This window comes from Saccharothrix sp. NPDC042600 (assembly GCF_040647305.1).
Lineage (GTDB): Bacteria > Actinomycetota > Actinomycetes > Mycobacteriales > Pseudonocardiaceae > Actinosynnema > Actinosynnema mutabilis.
Map to the genome: position 1 here is coordinate 115,423 of NZ_JBEZBW010000009.1, position 18,419 is coordinate 133,841.

General features: G+C 64.9%; 15 protein-coding genes. 10 read left to right on the forward strand and 5 right to left on the reverse strand.

Annotated elements, in window-relative coordinates; genetic code table 11:
• Nucleotides 1–102 precede the first annotated feature (102 nt).
• The gene (locus tag AB0A74_RS09685) at nucleotides 103–648 is read left to right on the forward strand and encodes a hypothetical protein (protein ID WP_358248405.1); all 546 of its coding nucleotides are present in this window, start codon (nucleotides 103–105) and stop codon (nucleotides 646–648) included.
• 265 nt (nucleotides 649–913) lie between these two features.
• Here the strand turns inward: AB0A74_RS09685 and AB0A74_RS09690 are convergent, their stop codons facing one another.
• A complete protein-coding gene (locus AB0A74_RS09690) occupies nucleotides 914–1,411 on the reverse strand; it encodes a hypothetical protein (RefSeq protein ID WP_358248406.1) in 498 nt (165 codons plus the stop codon).
• Nucleotides 1,412–3,641: 2,230 nt separating this feature from the next.
• Between AB0A74_RS09690 and AB0A74_RS09695 the strand changes: the two genes are divergently transcribed.
• Entirely contained in the window at nucleotides 3,642–3,815 is a 174-nt protein-coding gene (locus tag AB0A74_RS09695) for a hypothetical protein (protein WP_358248407.1), read from the forward strand.
• A gap of 49 nt (nucleotides 3,816–3,864) precedes the next feature.
• On the opposite strand, the gene AB0A74_RS09700 is transcribed toward AB0A74_RS09695, so the two are convergent.
• Both AB0A74_RS09700 and AB0A74_RS09705 read right to left on the reverse strand, forming a co-directional pair.
• Nucleotides 3,865–4,218 carry a hypothetical protein gene (locus AB0A74_RS09700; RefSeq protein WP_358248408.1) on the reverse strand — a complete coding sequence of 118 codons (354 nt, stop codon included), beginning with the start codon at nucleotides 4,216–4,218 and terminating at the stop codon, nucleotides 3,865–3,867.
• Between the two features lie 74 nt (nucleotides 4,219–4,292).
• Complete coding sequence (locus tag AB0A74_RS09705; RefSeq protein WP_358248409.1) at nucleotides 4,293–6,221, reverse strand: hypothetical protein; 1,929 nt, start codon at nucleotides 6,219–6,221, stop codon at nucleotides 4,293–4,295.
• Nucleotides 6,222–6,529: 308 nt separating this feature from the next.
• Between AB0A74_RS09705 and AB0A74_RS09710 the strand changes: the two genes are divergently transcribed.
• The 7 genes from AB0A74_RS09710 to AB0A74_RS09740 all read left to right on the forward strand — a co-directional run bounded on the left by AB0A74_RS09710 (nucleotide 6,530) and on the right by AB0A74_RS09740 (nucleotide 13,539).
• Entirely contained in the window at nucleotides 6,530–6,886 is a 357-nt protein-coding gene (locus AB0A74_RS09710) for a hypothetical protein (protein WP_358248410.1), read from the forward strand.
• Nucleotides 6,887–7,005: 119 nt separating this feature from the next.
• The gene (locus AB0A74_RS09715) at nucleotides 7,006–7,749 is read left to right on the forward strand and encodes a hypothetical protein (protein ID WP_358248411.1); all 744 of its coding nucleotides are present in this window, start codon (nucleotides 7,006–7,008) and stop codon (nucleotides 7,747–7,749) included.
• A gap of 486 nt (nucleotides 7,750–8,235) precedes the next feature.
• Complete coding sequence (locus tag AB0A74_RS09720; RefSeq protein WP_358248412.1) at nucleotides 8,236–8,640, forward strand: hypothetical protein; 405 nt, start codon at nucleotides 8,236–8,238, stop codon at nucleotides 8,638–8,640.
• Between the two features lie 12 nt (nucleotides 8,641–8,652).
• On the forward strand, nucleotides 8,653–9,000 hold the full coding sequence (locus tag AB0A74_RS09725; RefSeq protein WP_358248413.1) for a hypothetical protein: 348 nt from the start codon (nucleotides 8,653–8,655) through the stop codon (nucleotides 8,998–9,000).
• 42 nt (nucleotides 9,001–9,042) lie between these two features.
• The gene (locus AB0A74_RS09730; protein ID WP_358248414.1) at nucleotides 9,043–11,163 is read left to right on the forward strand and encodes a hypothetical protein; all 2,121 of its coding nucleotides are present in this window, start codon (nucleotides 9,043–9,045) and stop codon (nucleotides 11,161–11,163) included.
• Nucleotides 11,160–11,939 (forward strand): replication-relaxation family protein, encoded by a 780-nt coding sequence (locus tag AB0A74_RS09735; RefSeq protein ID WP_358248415.1) that lies wholly within the window; start codon nucleotides 11,160–11,162, stop codon nucleotides 11,937–11,939. Before AB0A74_RS09730 ends, AB0A74_RS09735 begins: the two co-directional genes overlap by 4 nt.
• A gap of 790 nt (nucleotides 11,940–12,729) precedes the next feature.
• Nucleotides 12,730–13,539 (forward strand): hypothetical protein, encoded by an 810-nt coding sequence (locus tag AB0A74_RS09740; RefSeq protein ID WP_358248416.1) that lies wholly within the window; start codon nucleotides 12,730–12,732, stop codon nucleotides 13,537–13,539.
• A gap of 315 nt (nucleotides 13,540–13,854) precedes the next feature.
• On the opposite strand, the gene AB0A74_RS09745 is transcribed toward AB0A74_RS09740, so the two are convergent.
• Complete coding sequence (locus tag AB0A74_RS09745) at nucleotides 13,855–14,145, reverse strand: hypothetical protein (RefSeq protein ID WP_358248417.1); 291 nt, start codon at nucleotides 14,143–14,145, stop codon at nucleotides 13,855–13,857.
• 379 nt (nucleotides 14,146–14,524) lie between these two features.
• Between AB0A74_RS09745 and AB0A74_RS09750 the strand changes: the two genes are divergently transcribed.
• Nucleotides 14,525–15,490, forward strand: coding sequence for a DUF4238 domain-containing protein (locus tag AB0A74_RS09750; protein ID WP_358248418.1), 966 nt, complete (start codon nucleotides 14,525–14,527; stop codon nucleotides 15,488–15,490).
• A gap of 29 nt (nucleotides 15,491–15,519) precedes the next feature.
• Here the strand turns inward: AB0A74_RS09750 and AB0A74_RS09755 are convergent, their stop codons facing one another.
• Entirely contained in the window at nucleotides 15,520–18,333 is a 2,814-nt protein-coding gene (locus AB0A74_RS09755) for a BTAD domain-containing putative transcriptional regulator (RefSeq protein WP_358248419.1), read from the reverse strand.
• Nucleotides 18,334–18,419: the final 86 nt, after the last annotated feature.

Below are 18,419 nucleotides of genomic sequence, written 5' to 3' on the forward strand. Positions count from 1 at the left end.
CACCAAGCGCCAACGTGATCTTGGAGTGTCGCTGGCACCTGTCGGCGATTGATGACGGGACCACAAGTGAAGCGTCTTCGTTGAAGCGTCACCGAACTTCTCGTGACTCTCCTCACCAAAGGGGGTAGTTCTGTGCTCGCAGCAATTCTCGGCCTCGCGGGAGCCCTGCTGATTGTCGCAGCGCTCGTAGGTGGCGGATTCACTTTTTCCGGTTCGGTCGTGCCGCGGATTGGCCGGATGACCCGAATCCCTTGCTTCGTCGTCGGATCGGTACTGGTCATCATAGCGTTCGCCCTGGCCGTCACGGAGCTGACCAGCAATACCGCTCCGGCTGCGGACTCACCGCCTACGAGCACCACGACCAGCGAGACGACCGCCACGGCCGTCCCCCTCCCGGACAGCCCGATACCACTCGGGGAGGTAGTGGAGGCGGTTTACATCTACGAGGAGCCCTATCTCGACGCGCCCATCGTCGGGCACCTCGAGCCGGGCGCAATCATCGAGATCTTGTGCACAGCGTACGGAGAATCTGTGACATATGCCCCCGCCGGGCTGACGAGCAATCTGTGGAACGGCGTCACCGGCGGGTACGTTCCGGATGTCGTGGTGTATACCGGCACCAACGAGCCAACAGCAGGCAGCTGTTGACGAGTAGTCGCGACACCGCAAAGCATCTGATCGAAGTTCATCTCGCGGTCGCACATGAAGGTCAAGGTGACCAAGGCCAGCTCAGCGCGAATCCGGTCAAGCGCCCAGGGCGCCGTCTCCGGACGGCCGGCAGCCGCCTCAGTCATCACCAACTCCGGCTGGCAAGGGTGCAAGGGGGTTTCGTCGCGCAGGAACGCTTTGAGTCTTGGACACGCAGGCCACGTGTCGATCAGCCTGGCGGCGGCCAGGGGACCCCACGACGGTCCTAGCGGTAGTTGCCCAGGCGGTCGGCAGCAGCATGAAGCTGAGGGGGAAGATCCCTCAGCTGGCCCAACTTCTCAGCCGCCTGTATCAAGAGGGCAGAACTATCCCGCAGGCCTCGAAGTTGATGTGCGGCGTTGCTCAGCATCCCCGCGGCGTCCACGTTGATGATGGAGCCGCTGCGGCGGGCTTCCTCCAACTCGTCCCGCACCTCCCGCATGAGCCGGGCCGCCTCCTGGTCCGTGCGCTCAAGGCGTTGGCCGATCGCCTCCACCTGCTCATCGCGCAGTTGCATCGCCTCCACGGTGGCCTGCTCGAAGACCTCGATGGTCACGGGTGACTCAGCATGCAGACGTCGCTGCCCCTCGGTCTCCCGCTCAGCCTTCCACTGGCGCAGTAACTCGACGGGGTAGGCCGAGCCGTCCCCTTCGTCGACGATGCGGTGATGCACCCGGCAGAGGTAGATCAGGTTGGGGTAGTCGTTGCGCTCCTGGTCAGTCATGGTCGAGTCGTAGCGCGGACCGCCTGGGTGAAGCGCGCGGATGTGTGCGATGTCGAGCCTGATCCAGTATCTCCCCTTTTGCCATCGAAGAAGCTGTTCACCGCACCCTGGCCAGTAGCAGGTGCCAGCGCTGAAGGCGGCGAGTGCCGCCCGGGAGTCAGCCTTGTAGTACCGCTTAGCCATGGGCCGCCTCTCTCGATGCGGTCAAGGCAGGGCAGGTCGCACTAGGCCCCACCCAACCGAGGCGGGCCGGTGGCCACCCCGCAGTCGTGCGGGCCCGGCACGGGATCACCCGGACGCTGACGCGATCGGCGGCATCGTCCAGCTGACCCGGAATACCGCTCGATGTCTTGGTTGGAGCAACGGCTTGCCTCACGATGTTCCGGTGGGCAGGCGTTGGAAACTACTCGCCATCATCATCGGCAGTCTTAGCCTGATAGGGCTCGGAGTCTTCTTCGTGGTGCTCGGCCTCGACCAGGCCGACAAGCTAGCGAGCGTCTTGGGTTTCTTCGTGGGCCTGGTTGGGCTTGGCCTTTCCATCGCCGGACTCCGGCGAGCACAACCAGTAGAGAGTCAGGCACCCGCCACCCCGACCAGCGACACGACGAGTCCCACCGATGACGTACGGCCCGCCCCGCCACCGAGGCCGAGTCGCTTCCGGCGACGGTTCGGTGACGACTCCAGTCACCCCACGGGTCTCTACTACCCGGCAGACGTCGATCCACGAGTCCCTGGCGGGCCAACGACCTCCAACTCCTTGGCCGTCACTCGACACCCGCCCAACCAACTCGAGAGGGGCGCGTGACCTACGACAGTCAGGGACGGACGTTCGACGTCACGCTGCTCGCGCGTCCTTGCCTGAACGTCCCAGATCTGAGCCACGAGCACGTCGATCTCGCGATCGCCGCAGGGTAGTGGTGCCTGGTGGGTTGCTAGTGGGCTCAAGGCTCTGCCGGTCGGCGGCCACCCACCGGACGGCTTTCAACTCTCGTCGAGCAGGAACTCGGCCTCATGCGCCCGTCCCGGCTGTCGAGGACCCACAGCACGCGGTCCTCCGACAACGCGGCCAGCAGGGTGCCGTCGGGCGACTAGGCCACGTCCTCCAGCCCCGCCACCCACCGCGGATCCCGGAACCCGCCGTCGGTGCGACCTAGTGACCACACGACGCTGAGGTGAGCTTCGTGGTGGACATGGTCGGGCCATCAAATACACCTGAGGGCAGAAAGTGCCAGACGCACCCGCTAATCTGCCGACCCAGTGCTCACGTAAAGACCGGTGGAGCCCACAGGGTGCAACTGCACCCCTGACCCTATTGACCTGCAGAAACTGGGCAACCGACTCGTGCTCCAGGAGCGCCGCCTTAACCACGCTTGTGGACGTTCGCGAAGCACGCGAGGGGCCCGAAGACCCTTGCAAGCGTGGCCCACCTTGCGCCCGAAATGGTCACCTGTTCGTAGTTAATACCCTCCGGAAGGGAGCCTTACTCCGTACGGCGTAATTCTGTGGCCTGCATAGTCGGCGTTGTAGGGTCTCCCGCACGAGGTTCAGCTGATCGTTCCGGCCGACCCTCCGGACCCGCTCTAAGCGCCGGCACGAGCTTGCCGGAGGCCGCGATGAACCACCAAGGTTCCCCTCCGGCGAGGGTCAGGAGGTACCGGCTTCCCGTTGGACGAACAGAAGAACGTCGAAGGGTCCTCTTGGAGATGCCGAGCGCGGGTGGCTCGGTTGCTGGATGGCCTGGGCGTGGCTATGGACGTCACCACCATCGTGGTGCCGGTCCTGGCAGACGGAAGCCCGGCGATCGCAGTGACGACCACCGGGCTTCTCGCGCTTGGTCTCCACTCCGCCGCTAAGAGGCTGCGCAGGAGGTGAGGACCGCGCCGCGGCCGGGAAGCCGGCAGGGCTGCCACCCTGTCAACCAGCTTCTCGGCCGTTGGCGTGCTACGCACCAGGTGTCTACCAGTAGACAGGTCGGCACGCAGCCGCAATGTACCGCGTCACTCAAAGCTTCACGATGGCTGGCGGCTCGCCGGTCATGATCGACTGACCACAGCCCTGGCTGGCTCTGTCCGCTCTCCTGACAAGACACATCCGCGCTAACTACCAGCCTCCACAGTGAGATGCACACAGATGCAGACGCCTCAACGTCGCTCCGCGGATGGGACGAACCGTCCGCCGCCGCCACGCACTCATACGCTTTGTGCGGCCTGGCTACGATCTTGCTGCCCTAGTGCTGCGCATCGAGCAGCTGCTCATCATCAAGGCCATGGGAACGGTCATCGTGCACGAGCTGACGTTCCGCCAACTGGAACTCCTCAAGGAGAACCCCCGGCTCCTGAAGGACCCAGACAACCTCCTCGACCGACTCAGTGAGCTACCCAACGATTCAACCGAGCGGCAATAGGCACATGAAAAGCCCTCCTCTCGCGAGAGAGAAGGGCAAATAGCTGACGCTACCTCGGATGGTCTCGGCGGAACGCAGCTTTGGCCTCCGCTGACTCCGTAGCCCACCGCTCGATCAGTCTACGGCCAGCCGCCCCGAGGCGGTAGATATTCGGCTCCGTCGGGTGGGCCTGGATGTACGCCTTGCGGCCAATCCTGCCGAAGTAGAAGCCCAAGATGTGATCCGGCTCAGGCCACCCTCGGTGCAGACGCTCGGCGTGGAACAGCTTCATCGCACCGTCCTCGACATCGCCGCGCCTAAACCATTTGTCTGGACCGACACTCACGAAGTAGTCGCGCACGGCGATGTGATAGGCCCCGGTGGCAACGGAAGTCATTCTTCCAGGGTCTTGCATGTCGGCCATACCGACCTCCTCTGTCGAGAGGGGTCGGACAACCCGCCCCTCAACGTGTCAGGGGCGAGTGCAACTCGCTGCGGTTATCGAAATTCGTCCTGAAGGGCCTTGCGGTAGTGCTCCAACAGGAGGTCGCCGAAGACGTCCTTAAGCTTATCGCACATGGCTGCGCTCAGCGAGGACAGGCTTCCACCGTCAGGTGCATTCCCACTATTACATTGTGGCACAGTTACAAAGAATGTAAATACCTTAATGCGCTCCTGCTCGGCACCGACAAGAGACCTTGCCAACGGACTTGAGGCCGCCAAGCCTTTCAGTCGCCCATGACGGGATAGCTGGGTACTCTTGTCTTCCTTGTTGAGCGCGTTGAACTTCCTAAAGACGACCTCCCAGAACCCATCTGAATACCCCTCGAGTGCGCCGACGCGGTCATTCAGGTCGGCACTGAATCCCTCGGCATTGTCCTTGATTGCGTATTCCGCCAGATGATTAAGCAACACAACTCTTTTAACACGGAGCGGAGATGACGGGAGACCAGCCTTGAACGCGCTGAATTTCTCGCGAGTGTCAGCATTCGCGATCCGCCGCCCGAGGTACGCCCATTCATCCCGGACGGCACGCCGAACCTCGTCGCTGACTACCAGCTTGGCGAAACGAACGTAGTCCTCGTAGGCTGGCCACGCGAATGCGAACAGCTTACGCCTATTAACGACCACATCATGGTAGGCCACGAGCCGCCTAGCAGCAGTCATGCCATTTGTGTCATTGAGAAGTTGCGCACCGAGAAGCTGTCGGGCGAGTTGAGTGCCGTCCTTCAGCCACTGCAGAACGGTTGAATCGTCGACTGCCGCACGAATACCATTCCCGGCTTGCGGAACACTGAGAACGCCGCGAAGCTTGACATACGCATTCAGCCGCTTATGGGTGCGCGAGAATTCAGCCTCTACAGCCGCCAGTGCATCGCCAAATTGACGGGAGCACTGCCGCACCGTGACATAGTCTAGGTTCGGCCGCAGCTTTCGATACAGCCTTCTAATCCAGTCGTCGACGTTACGGTCCGATTCCAAGTGCATCATCGTCTGAAGCGCCCGAAGCAGAAAGAGATCAGACGCAACGACCCAAGGGTGGAACAGGATCCATCTGTACCCTTGAAGACGTTGCACAAGAAGTGTCTCCGCCGCTCCACGCGCCTTCCATCCCAGGTGAACCTCCAATGTTCCGGCCGCACTTGCCCTATAGAGCGTGAGGGAATCTAGCAGACGTAGGTAGTCAATCGAACCGAACTCGGTGCCAGCATGCTGCGCGTCTCTCATCAGGTAATCGAGGCGGTCAACATCAATCTCGCCGGACACAAGTTTGTATAGCACGATCACCCACGGGGGCGCCTCCTCGCCAGGCCGATCCTTACGATTGAGACGCAGAATGAGTGACCGAAGCGGCTTGTCAACCTCGCTTTCTTCAATTACCTGCTCGACCAGTGCGTGCCCGACGACCTCATGGAACTGCTTGCCACCATGCTTTTTTATGTCGCCGAACTTGTCGATCAAAGGCGGCTCGAACACTTCTTCAGTCACGTACTGCTTGTAGAACGGTTCAAGCGCATGTGAGTACGGTGGATGTCCGATGTCATGCAGCAATGCGAGGCAAGCAACTGCATCAGACATCAGCGATGCGAAGACCTCGTCGGCTGGCCGAGTCTCCTCCGAAGCCGGGTGCGTCACAGGCGGCAAAGGTACATCGTTGAGCACGGCCCTCATAAAGTCGTGGCGAAGATCCACTGGCGAGTTGCGCCAGATCGCGTCCCACGCAAGTTGGCCGAGGTGCATCGAACCCAACGAGTGAATAAACCGGCTTCCCGTCATTGACGGGTAGACACTACTTGCGCATGAGGTCTGGGAAATACGTCGGAGACGTTGAACCAGCTCGTGATCGAGGACCCGCTCCAGGCGAGCCGGTATGCGGATGTAACCGTAGAGCGGGTCTCGAATCATGCGCTCATTGGGTCGGTTCACAGCGTCTCCTCGGTTCCCGACGGCGTCATACTCAGGCTTCACGGGCGCGGGCGACCTGCCACTCCACCTCTTATCTGGACTATCGCATCCGCCATGAAGTTTGCGTCGTCTGACATTGCCAGGGCCCGCTACCGTTCGCGCCGCGCCCTGTGGCAACCGCCTCGGCAAGTGTCGGCCCGACAGGTCTCGCTCGTAGCGTATGGCGACAGCAGCCTCCGCAGACTTAACTCGATCGGGTGAAGCGGCTAACGCAGGGGTCGGAGGAACCGACACTCCCCGCATAGCAGGACCTCGCAAGGAGGTAGGCCATGCGATCGTTTTTGACGCTCAGCTTCGGCATCGCCGGGTTGGTGCTGATCGCTTTCGGGGCCGGCATGATGATCTTCAACCGAGTCTCTACATTTCAGATCAAGCGGGCGGCGGCAGTCGCCGCGGCCAAGACCGCCGCTGCCGGCGTAGACCCGGCCGAAGCCTCACTTGTCAGTGAGGCAGTTCAGGCCAACGTGGTGAAGAGCCTCACCGACGCGCTCCCCATCGAAGCGATCTCCAAGCTCAAGCCTGCCGACCGCCTGATTGCCTGGGGCCTCGTGTCCTTGATCCTCGCGGGCGTCGTCAGCGGCTACCTGGACTTCAGCGTCGGCGAAGCGCCCACGGCCGAAAAGTGATGCGGGCACGCGCGGACGCCCCGCCCCAGCGCCCGCTTTGAGCGGGCCACCTCCGCCCGGTGGCGGCCGGGCGGAGGTGGGTGCCAGCGCGGCGGCGGACTCCGGGAAAGGACCAACTCATGACAGCCGAAGAAGGCGGGCTGCACCGTCCCCGACGACCGGGTTGGAACGGCGCCCGCCTCGAGAAGACCGTGACCGCAACCGTCGGGGCAGTCTTCGCGGCAGTGCCGCTCGGCCTGGCGCTCGGAGCCTGGACGATCTTTCAACCGGCCGAAGCTCCCATGGTCGGCCCAGTTCCGGCCTACCTCGTAGCGGGCGGTCTCCTCTGTCTCGCGGCCGGTTGGTACGCCGGCTACCGCAAGCGCGTAGCGGAACGAGGACGCACGGCGTTGGGGTACTGGCCCACCTACGTCCTGGCTGCCTTCGCGGCCGGAGCCTTCGCCGTCTGGAGCGCCCATCTGACGGCCTCGGTCCACACGCCAGAAGCCTCTCTGACCGCGGGCGCGACCCCGGCGACGAGTGCCCCACCCACCAGGTCGCCAGTCGGAAGTACGGTCCCCACCGCAGAACCTGGTACCTGTGCGGCCGGAGTGGCCGAGTCCTGTTCGGGCGTCATGCTGCTGGTCCAGAACACGATGGACGGTTTTGCTGGCAACCTCAAGACGACCTGCCAGATGATCATGAGCGCCGCCGCCGACCCGCAGCGCGCCGGATGGACGCCGCCCCGCCAGCTCGTAAGCGACTGCACCTTCTGGGTGCGCGGCGGCGCTGACGGCAAGGGACTGGACGTCCAGCGGGCGGAAGCCCACCAACTGTTCAACAACCTAGCCGTCTACGCCGGCTGGCCGCCCCCGAACCGATGACCGACCCGGGCCGGGAGACCCCGATGAACGACCACAACACGCCTGGCTGGACCTCATGGGTTGCCAGCTCCTACGGTACGTACGGCCCCTACCTGTCTCCCCTCGACGCCTACCGCGCTGAGCGAGAAGCTGAGTCACTGGACCGGATCACGGAACGCCTGGATGAGGCCCGCCAGGCCCAGGAGGAGCAACGACAGTCCATTCGGGACTCGTTGGCGCGAGCCCGGCAAGCCCAAGCCGCCCGAACCGGGCGGTGGCGGCAGGGGAACCACCAGCCGGACGCTCCCGCAAGTCCGTCCCCAGCTACCGGTTCGGTCCAAGACCGGCTGCGCCAAGTCCGCCGTGACCGGACCACGCCAACGACGACGGAGCGCCTCCCCGTACCCGATGAACCCGGTCTGTGGCCCCTTGAGGAACTGGTGCCACCCGCCGACGCAGAACTGGTCGACGAACCCCCGTTGCCGGGCCCCAAGGAGCGTGAGTCGGATGAGCCATGAGCCCGTCCCGCGCCAGGCCGCCGAAGTCATCCGCCGTAACACCATCAACGCACTCGACCATGCCATCGAGCTGGTGAAGCCCTACCTGGGCTACTCCGGGTTCTTCGAACGGCGGGAGCTGGCCCGACGCGCCAAACTGGCGGCCTTTGAGACCGACCTACAGGCATATCTCCAGCGGCTTGAGGCGGCCCGCCGGGCAGTGCTGGCCTCGGACGAACTGGCCTACGGCGAGGCCCTGGTGACCATGATCGCCCGGCAGTCCGGGAACCTCGGCAAGATCCTGCAAGACCTGGCGCTGACGGAGGACAACGCCTTCGCTGAAGACATGGCGCTGCACCTGTTCGACCTGTGGAAGAAGTCGACCCAGCGCATCCTCAGCCGCTATGGCTTCTAAAGGAGCCGCGCCATGGTCGTCATCGTCGGCCTCGTCGTCCTGTTGCTCGTCGCCTCGCTCGTGGGCGGCGGCACCGAGTGGTTGCTGGTTCATCTCGACATCACGCTCTACGTCGTCGTCGGCCTCATCGTGAGCCGCTGGCTCTACACCGTGATGCGGGATCGCTATTACGACTGGCGGGACTGGCAGGACCGCCTGGCCGCCGCCGAGGCCGACATCGACGCCGAGTTCGAGACGCTGGCAGCAGAACGCCAGCGGTTGCACGCCCAGTACCAGGAAGACCTCAGCACCCTGCGGGCAGTCGAGGACTACATCTTCCGCACGGTGCGGGCCGTCTTGGATCAGCGCGGGGAGCCGTAGATGCCCCGCCGCGTGAGCCATCCCCCGCACACCGTGGATCTCGTGTTCCCCGAGGCCCTAGAGACTGGGACGGCCGCGCGGCTGTTCACGACCTTGAGCGCCTTGTTCCGGCCGGTCGGCCGGGTGGGCCTGGGCGTCCTACCCACGCTGGTGTTTGAGGTGCGCTCCACCTCGGCGGGCCTCACCCACCAGCTGACGGTCCCAGCCGCCGAGGCCGAAGTGGTTCGGAGCCGCCTGCGCGGCGTCCTACCGGGTCTGGCCCTCACCGACCTGGCGACGCCGCCACCTGGCCAGAGGTGGAACCGCGTGTTGGCGCTGCACCGGCCGCAGGAGGTCGAGCTGGCCGCCGATCCGCGCCTGGTGCGCGTGCTGCTCGAAAGCCTGGTCGTGTCGGAGCCGGACCAGGCGGTGCTGGTGCAGGCCATCATGACACCGGTCGGTCGGCCCGCGGTAACGCCAGGCGACCCAGCTTTTGCCGTCAGCCTGCGGCTCGCCGCCAGCGCCCCCGCGGACGAGGCCGCCGAACGCCTGATCCATCTTGTGCGCACCGCCTACCGCAGCCTGCATGTGTTCGAGCTGCCCCGGATCGGCAGCCGCCGCACGCTCAGCGCGGAGATCAACGGCCAGCAGCTGCCGCGGGTGGGGTGGCCGGACGTGCTCACCGCAGGCACGCTGGCCGTCGTCTGCCTGGTGCCTGTCGGTACGCCGCGGGTCCGCGGCCTGCGCCTCGGCGCCGCCCAGCAGCTGGGGCCGGAAGCCGCCATCACCAGCGTCGGCCGTCACCTCATCGACAACACCACGGCCGGCGAGCGACGGGTGCTGGCCCTCGGGATGGAGGAACGCAAGCGGCACCTGTATGTCGTCGGTCCGTCCGGCATGGGCAAGACCACCTTGCTGGAACGCCTCATCGTCGACGACATCACCGAAGGCTTCGGCGTCGCCTACCTCGACCCCAAGGGTGACTCGGTGCCGCGCATCCTCGACCGCATTCCGGAGCGCCGGCTGGACGATGTCGTGCTGTACGACCCGGCCGACAAGGCCTGGTCCGTCGGCTTCAACCTGCTCCAAGGCGAGCCCTACGCCGTAGCCGGCCAGATCGTGCGCATCGTCGACGCCCTGTCGCCCATGGCCAGTGCCCCGCGGGCCGTCAACCTGCTGCGAGCCGCCATCGCTGCGCTAGCGCTCGGTGGCTTTGCCCTGACGGAACTGTCGCTCATCCTCGACGCCGGGCCGCAGGGCCGGGTCTTCCGCCGCCAGCTCGAACCACTGCTGCGCCCCAATCCCGTACTGCACCGCGCCTGGCTGGATTTCGAGGCCGCCCGTGACAAGCAGGACCAGGCCGCGCCCATCAACCACCGGCTGGGCGCGCTCCTGATGGAACCGCGGCTGCAAGCGTCCTTGAGCCAACGCCGGGCGGGCCTCGACTTCGCCGACATCCTGGCTCGCAACCAGATCTTGCTCGTCCCCCTCAACGAGCACGAACTGGGTGAAGAGGTCCGGCCGCTCATCGGGTCGCTCTTGACGGCCAAGTTCTGGCAAGCCGCCCAGGCTCGCCGCGGCGGGCAGCACCAGCCCTTCTTCTGGTACGTCGACGAGTTCGACGACATGGCGGCCGGCTCGTACCAAGCCATGGTGGCCCGGGCCCGCGGCCACGACATCGGCCTGACGCTGGCCCACCAACAGCCCGGCCGCTTCACCCCGGCCCTGCGGGCGGACGTGTTCTCGAACATGAGCAGCAAGGTGGTGTTCCAGACCACGAGCGACACCCACGCCCGGATGCTGGCCGCCGAGCTGGGCGAGCCGGTGACGGCCGAAGACGTCAAGCACCTCGGTGCTTGGGAAGTACTGGCCCGCCTCGCCATCCCCGGCGGCATCTCCCGGGCGGTCTCCGGCCAAACGCTGCAAGCCGACCCGCCGGTGCTGTTTAGCTACCGGCAGGCTGGCCACGCGGTGGTGGCCAGCATCGGGGCCGAGGCCCGGCGGCGGGCACTGGCCGCTTACGCCCGCCCCATGGCCGAAGCCCTCGCCGCCTACGAGCAGCTGCACCGGGCGGGTCACGCCCACCGCCCGGCGGCCCGACCCGTCCCGGCGGCGGCCTCGCCACCAGAGCCACCGGCCGAGGCCACGGCACCAGCGGTGGGGTGGGAGGACTGGCCGGAATGACGATCTCCCGGGCCGTCCTCGACGCCCTCCAGCCCCAGCTCACGGACCGCGACCGGGCCATCATCCACGACGTCGGCCGATTCAAGCTGGCGACCGCGGGCCAGCTGGAGCGGCTGCACTTCGCCTATCTGCCGCCAAAGAGCCGGCCCCGCAACCGACAAGCGGTTCTCAAGCGCCTGACGGACCACCACATCCTCGCCCGGGTAGGCAGCCGGGGCCGCGGCGGCCCAGGCGGCGGGTCTCAGGGCTACCTCTACACCCTGGACACGGTCGGGCACGACCTCGCCCAACTCACGAGCGCTCGCCCGCGCCGGCCGTACGTGCCCTTCGACCCGACGATCGCGCACTACTTGGCCGTGACCGAGCTGTACGTCCAGCTGGTCGAGGCCGACCGCGCGGGCCACCTCACCCTGCTGAAATTCGAAACCGAGCCGTACTCCTGGCGTTACTTCGGTAACCGCCAAGTCCTGAAGCCTGACGCCTACGTCCAGTTGGGGGTCGTCCATGACGGCCGCCGCCGTAAGGGCAGCTTCTTCATCGAGATCGACCGCGGCACGCAGTGGGGCGCCAAGATCGCCGTCAAGGTGCCGCAGTACCTGGCCTACTACAACGCCGAGCGGCCAGACGGGCCGGTCTTCCCCAAGGTGCTGCTACTGGCACCGAACGAACGGCGGGCGGCGTACCTCGGGCGCCTTATCGAAAGACGCGCAGGTGACCTACGAGCCTTCGTAACCGGCGTCGGCGAGCACGTCCTGCCGCTACTGCTGTACGAGTGACGCGTCGATCTCCGAGCGCTCGGTGCAGATGATCGTCCAAACGCGGCGTTGCCGTGCCCTATCGGCCACACCACGTAGGCAAACGGTGTAACGCACTGCCCCTCCAGGTGGATGGTTACTACATACAGCCGTTGCAACACGCCCTGATCCACACGTGGAGATGGGACACGACTCGACGAACGGATGTTCCAACTCGTCTTTACTCATGGCGACGGGGGTTAGTCTCGCATGAGCCTTTCAATCAAGGCGGCAGCACTGACAGCCATCAGCGCACTGCTCATGATCTCGCCGGGCTGTGCCAGTACTACGTCCGCGGGTGCAGGCGGTCCGAGTGAACCTAGCGAACAGATACTCAATGGAGACAGTTTCACCGTATCCGTAAATCACGTTGAATGGCGTGATTTCGAGACTGGCGGCGTACCATTCCTCTACGAAGACGGACGGCCTGTGACCGCTGCGGCGCATTGCATTGTCGATGTGACCACTACACGCGAGGACATCTTCCCTGCTTGGACTTATGTCTTCGTGGATAGTAACGGGCACGAGGTCATCGAACTTCCTTACAAATCTAACTACCCGTCCTCTTTCGGGCACAGCAAACGAGAGGCAAGCACTCACACCCACCGTGTCCAGCCTGAACGTTCACCCTTCACTTGCAAGGTCAGAGCGTACAAGTGAGCGGCATCCTGCCGTCAGTGCTGGCCGGAAGTCCCGAGCGGCCGAGATGGAGCGCGCCGGAGACGTCACGGCCCGTTAGGTTCCATCTTCCCGTCAATCGAGGAGTGTGGAAATGCAGTCTCCTCAGCCACCCTCTCAGCCCTCGGTTTTGCCCCAGTTCTTGGGAATAGTTTTCCCACTCGCTGGCTTTCTGATCGCCATCAAGAGCAGTTGGTATGCGGCAGCGATTTCCGGCGCGGTCCTGATTTTAGGGGCCGTCGTCTTCCTCATCGTCATAGCACACAGAGGCTCGTTGTCTCTAGGTTTCGCACTCGTGGCTTTGTTGTCGACCCTGGTCGGCGGTGGACTTTGCGGCGCCGTTATCAGTCAATGGCTTAGCCCACAGGCTAGCGGTAATCCAGGACCATCGACTTCGTCCACCAGCACTGTGCCGACTACCAACACAGGCAATGTCGCGCATTCAGCCTCGAACGGGACGGGATTGGAAACAAAGTCGCAACCAGAGACGCAATTTCTTATCAAGATCAAGGCCGTCGACTCAAGCCATATCAGCGGCCCCACATCCGTTAGCATTGGCGGCGTTTCCTACCCCTACAGCTTCAACCAGGCGTGCACGCCGAATGGTCGCAGTTCGACCTTCTCGGTTGCAGGATACGACACGCTAACAGGAAAGTTGGGCTTGGACGATAAGCAAGGCACAACGGCCGCCGTTCGAGGGTATAAGTCGACAATTCGCATCATAAAGGACGGAAACCGTCAACTCGGCGACGACATGACAGTTTCCATCGACAAGTCCGCCGATCTGTCGGTGAAACTAGAAGGCGCAACGCAGATTACGATTACCTGCACGATTACCGACCAGCGGAGCGACTTCAACAGCTACTACAGCGTGGCGTTTGGGGATGCACGGCTGAGCAAGTAACGGACGCCAGAGGTTCAACCACGGCGGCCGGGCACCTCCCGGGTCCCCGCTGGCCGCTCTTGCCTCTCGCCCTACGCATCGGCCTACGCCTCGCCCTACGCATCGCTCCGTCGCCAGACCAGCGCCGGCCAGGCCAAACGTCACCACAGCGAGACTGACAGCCTCTGCTGTACCTGCTTCTCCTGCTTACTCTGCGCCGATCGTAGTCAGGCCTGCGCCTCTGCCGTCCAAGGTCGTTCGTCCTCACCCGCACTCGAGCTGCCAGCGGGTGGGGCGCTCCACCTTGACGGCGGCTGGTCCTGCCTCTTGATCGCCTCAGAGTAAGCAGGAGAAGCAGCGAAACGACTCGATGTCGTCGGCGCTGTCGACGGTGACCGGCTCCCCGACCGCTACAGCGGCGTTGACCCTGGCCTTCGCCACTAGTTCAGCCTCGTCGTTGAGGAGTACCCCAACCTGACCGCTCGATGGCATGACGACGACGGCTCGCCAAACGTCGGCCCGAGTGAGGTCAAGACCCGCAGCCTGGATGTACGGCAGAACCCAGAGCTCGAAGATCTGGTCGATGAGCTGCCCAGCATCAAACTGCGCGTCGTCTTCCGGTGCCATGACGAGATGGTAGGCGTGTGGCGACCGACTCGACGCGTCATCACGGTCAGCCCGAGGGTGAGTTGCCCATCCACCCGTACATGGCCCCTGGATCCGTCCATCCCGCCGCCCGACGCCGCCAGAACGGACACTGGCCGAAGGCTGCCAGAACCCAGGAGTTCTCAGTGTCGCATCGGCTAGCGGCATGAGAGGCCGTCAACCACGTTCCGCGCCCCTGGTCCGCGGTCGGCCCCTGTTGATCCGTGGGACACATATTCCAGCGGGCATGGCATGGACCAGCCGTGTCCTCCGAAGGGTTGATGTCGGAGACCTGCCAACGAGGCCTGGTCACGTTTCGCCTGGTCAAGACACTGAGCGAGGAACCTGCCATGCTGTCGCCATGTGGCTCGACCCGGAGGCCAAGGCATACGCCGAGCAACTGAACCAGCGGCGGGCCGAGTTGGCGGCCCAGGCCACCAACCACGTGAAGAAGCAGCACGTGATCTCTCAGGTCATCCTGCGACGGTTCACGTGGGACAAGCCACCTGGTGGCGTGGAGATGGCTCGGCTCGATGTCAACCGTCTTGACCGGCGCGTGCGGCTCCTCGGCACCAAGGCGTGCGGCAAGGTGGATGACTTCATCCGCTACGCCTCGAAGGACGCCGAGCAGATGTGGAGCCGCATCGAGAACGCCTTCCCGGCTGCCCTGGCCGCCGCTGACGACGGCTCCATCCTGAACAAGCCTCACCTGATGGAAGTCATCAAGGACATGCTGGCGCTCCACACGGTGCGCAGCAAGGAGGCGCCAATCATCCATCAGACTGCTTGGGAGGCGGTAAGCGGGGCGATCCGAGACCAACTCCGGCAGCACCCTGATGCGCTCCGCCAGCATATGGCGCGAGAGACCGGACTCCTCCTGACCGGTACCGACTGGGTCGATGCCAGTATCGACCGGCTGCACGCGGCGACCAAGGCGAAGTACGACGACGGCTTCCTCTTCAGGGCTCAGCAGGAGCGTGCGTACGCGTTGGTGCGCGCCTTCCTCGATCGCCGTCACCTCCAGTTCCTCAGGACCACGCAAGAGTTCCTCATCGGCGACGTACCCGCCGTGCCGATCCTGCACGATGAGCCGCGGCTTGGGTTGTCCAGTGGCGTCGGTGTCGACCGGGCCGACAGCGTGGTGATGCCCCTCGGCCGCCACTTGTACGTCGTCACCGATCCGCACCACGCTGCGATCGGCGCGATACCGCCGGGCAGGGTCGCGTACCTGAACCGGATCCAGATCGCAGCGGCCAAGGATGAGGTCTACTTCCACCCCGAAAGCGGCCTTGAGGACTTCGTACGGGCTGAAGCTGCGAGGGAGTGACCGCTCTTGGCCGAGGGGAGGTCGACGCCTCAGGTCTGTGGTGGATGCTCCAGCACGCTCCGTACCCGAACGGCATCGTCAGTGCGTTGCTGTTGCCGGTAGAGATCGTGGGCTTCGGTCCAGGCACGGCGGGCGCTCTGGTGGTCGCCGAGCTTTGCGTACCCAGTGCCGAGCCGGTCCAGGGTGTCGGCAACAGCGGTCGCGTTCTCCTGCGCCCGCAGCAGTTCCAGGGCCGCGGTCAGGTGCGTGACCGCCTGTTCGGTCTGTCCAGTGTGCAGGGCGATGTACCCGAGACTGTCCAGCGATGCCGCTTCCAGCGGCCCATTGTGCTGCATGCGGGCGGCTTCGAGCGCCTGTGTGCAGTGCCGCACGCCCTCACCGTAGTTTCCAAGTTGGGCCGCGCACCAGCCGACGATGTTGTGGGCCTCCGCCGTGCGAGCGCGATCACCCTGGCCGGGCATCTCCAGAAGTTCGAGCATGCGGGACGCGTGTTCCAGCGCCTGGTCGTAGGTACGGCGTTCTTGCCAGTGCCAGGCGAGGAACTGGTGGGTCAGGATCTGCCCGTTGCGGTCAGCGGTGGCCGTCGTGCTGTCGAGCGCACGGTGCAGCAGGGCGAGAGCCCCATCGACATCGCCCATCCTCGTCCGGGCGCCGCTGTGGAGGCGGCTCACCAGGGCCACGACGGCGGGTTCACCGAGCGCGTCGGCGGCAGCTTGGCCGAGTTCCCAGGTGACGAGGTGATCGCGGCGGTGCCCGCGCCGGGCGTGGAAGGTATGCATCGCCCAGGCGAACTGCCACGCCTCTCGGTGATACTCGAGATCCGCCGCTAGCTGCTGAGCAGCGAGCAGGTTGCGGTGATTGCGGTTGAGCCAGCGCATCGCGGCTTCTTCGGTGGCGAACTCCAGCGGAATGCAGCCGGGTGGCGGCGGTTCCAGGTCGATGGACTGGCGTGTTCGGGACAGGAGATGGTCGGCGGCGACGGCGCTGTGCAGGAAGAAGGCAAGGATCCGGTGGCGGGCGGCCTCCAGTTCCTCCGGGCGCAATGCCTGCTTCGCCCGTTGGGCGGCGTAGCTGCGGATCAGCTCGTGGGTCTGGTACCGGTCGTCGTAGGTCTGTTCCAACAGCGATACCTGGACGAGACCCTTCAACAGCGCTCGGGTTCGGGGAGGGGACTGTGCGAGCAGAGCGGCGGCTGCGGTGCCGTCGAAGTCGGGGCTCGGACTCAGTGTCAGCAGCGTGAACGCGCGGACAAGATCCTCGTCGAGGGCGGAGAGAGAGGATGCCAGCACTGCCGACAGGCTGCCGTCCGGGTTGTCGGTATCGAAGATGTCGAGTTCGGTCAGCTCCATTTCGTCGACGAGGGCAGCGAGGGGCACCTCAGCGTTGTACTGAGCGCGTCCGGCCAGCACTCCAAGGGCCAGCGGGTAACCGCTACAGGCGCTCAGCAGCGCCTGGACGGCTTCTGGTTGAGCAGATACTCGGTCGGCGCCCAGCCTGGTGACCAAGAGTCGACGTGCTTCGTCGTCGTTCATCGGCGGCAGGTGTAGGTGGCGCGCGCCGCGGGCGATCACGTCGGTCAGGTGCGTGCGGCTGGTGATCAGCACCGTGCAGTTCGGCCCGGCCGGCAGGAGAGGCAGCACCTGCTCGCTGGAGGCGGCGTTGTCCAGCAGAACCAGTAGCGTCTTCTCGGCGGTGAGCGACCGCCACCGGTTCGCCCTGGCCTGATCGGTACGTGGCATCTGGTCGGGTTGGACGCCGAAAGCGTCGAAGAACTCCCGCAGGGCGGCGCTCGGAGGTAGGGCCTCCCGTTGTTTGCCGAAGCCGTGCAGGTCGATGTAGAGCTGTCCGTCAGGGAAGAGGTGGCGGTGCTGCACCGCCCAGTGCTGCGCCAACCAACTCTTACCCATGCCGCCCGGCCCGCTGATCACCCAGATCTGCGGGCCGGCCGCGCTGTCGACCTTCGCCCCGGCGTCCAGAACCGCCAGTTGGTCCGCCCGTCCGGTGAACAGCGGCGGCAGCACGGGAACCTGCTGCGGCCGAGGCAGCGCGCGCACGATCGCCGCGGAATCTTCATCCGCAGGGGGTTCAGGCAGGTCGAGAGTGCTGTCACGGGCGAGAATTTGGTCGCGTAGCCGATCGAGATCAGATCCGGGAACCAGGCCGAGCTCGGCCAAGGCTTGGTTGCACTGCGCGTACACGTCCAGCGCGTCAGCTTGTCGGCCGCAGCGGTACAAGGCCAGCATGAGCTGCCCGTGCAGACGCTCGTCACGGGGGTGCGCCCCTGTCAGGTCGCGCAGCTCGCTCACCAGCTCGCCATGACGCCCCAGCAGTAGATCCGCTTCCACGCGCTCGCGTAGAGCGGCGAGGCGTTCCTCCTCGTAGTTGGCTCTGATCCCGTCGCCCTGAGCACCGGGCAGGCTGTCCGTCAGCGGGCTTCCGCGCCACAGCGCCAAGGCCTCGCGCAACAGGTCCGCGCGACGGGCTGCATGGTCGGTGCTGGCAAGCGCACGTTTAACCAGGTCGCGGAAGCGGTAGAGGTCGACCTGCTCACGGTCCACGCTGATCAGGTAGCCGTTGTCTTTGGTGGCGATTATCGTCTTGTCGGAATCGCCCAGCAGGTTACGCAGCGTGCGCACCACCTGGTGGATGCGGTTGTCGAGTGCGGCCTGGTCCTTATCAGCCTCGTCCGGCCACAAGCTGGCGGCGATCTGGCTCTTGGAGACCACAGTGTCGCGGTCGAGCAGCAGCAGGGCGACAAGCGTCCGAACCTGCTGTTGACGCGGTTCGACGAGTCGGCCGTCAGCCGCCCGGACCAGCGTCGTACCCAAAAGCTGGAAGTCCACCGTCGTCCCTCATCGCGACCCGACACAGCGCGGAAAGCCGAACCGAAAACCCGACTGAGCGTGATCTCTCCCGAGATCGGGTGTAC

Bases quoted from the DNA above. Each gene is read 5' to 3' on its own strand.
- AB0A74_RS09690 (WP_358248406.1), bottom strand. From the start codon at position 1,411: ATGACTGACCAGGAGCGCAACGACTACCCCAACCTGATCTACCTCTGC.
- AB0A74_RS09700 (WP_358248408.1), bottom strand. From the start codon at position 4,218: ATGGCCGACATGCAAGACCCTGGAAGAATGACTTCCGTTGCCACCGGG.
- AB0A74_RS09710 (WP_358248410.1), top strand. From the start codon at position 6,530: ATGCGATCGTTTTTGACGCTCAGCTTCGGCATCGCCGGGTTGGTGCTG.
- AB0A74_RS09715 (WP_358248411.1), top strand. From the start codon at position 7,006: ATGACAGCCGAAGAAGGCGGGCTGCACCGTCCCCGACGACCGGGTTGG.
- AB0A74_RS09720 (WP_358248412.1), top strand. From the start codon at position 8,236: ATGAGCCATGAGCCCGTCCCGCGCCAGGCCGCCGAAGTCATCCGCCGT.
- AB0A74_RS09725 (WP_358248413.1), top strand. From the start codon at position 8,653: ATGGTCGTCATCGTCGGCCTCGTCGTCCTGTTGCTCGTCGCCTCGCTC.
- AB0A74_RS09735 (WP_358248415.1), top strand. From the start codon at position 11,160: ATGACGATCTCCCGGGCCGTCCTCGACGCCCTCCAGCCCCAGCTCACG.
- AB0A74_RS09740 (WP_358248416.1), top strand. From the start codon at position 12,730: ATGCAGTCTCCTCAGCCACCCTCTCAGCCCTCGGTTTTGCCCCAGTTC.
- AB0A74_RS09745 (WP_358248417.1), bottom strand. From the start codon at position 14,145: ATGGCACCGGAAGACGACGCGCAGTTTGATGCTGGGCAGCTCATCGAC.
- AB0A74_RS09750 (WP_358248418.1), top strand. From the start codon at position 14,525: ATGTGGCTCGACCCGGAGGCCAAGGCATACGCCGAGCAACTGAACCAG.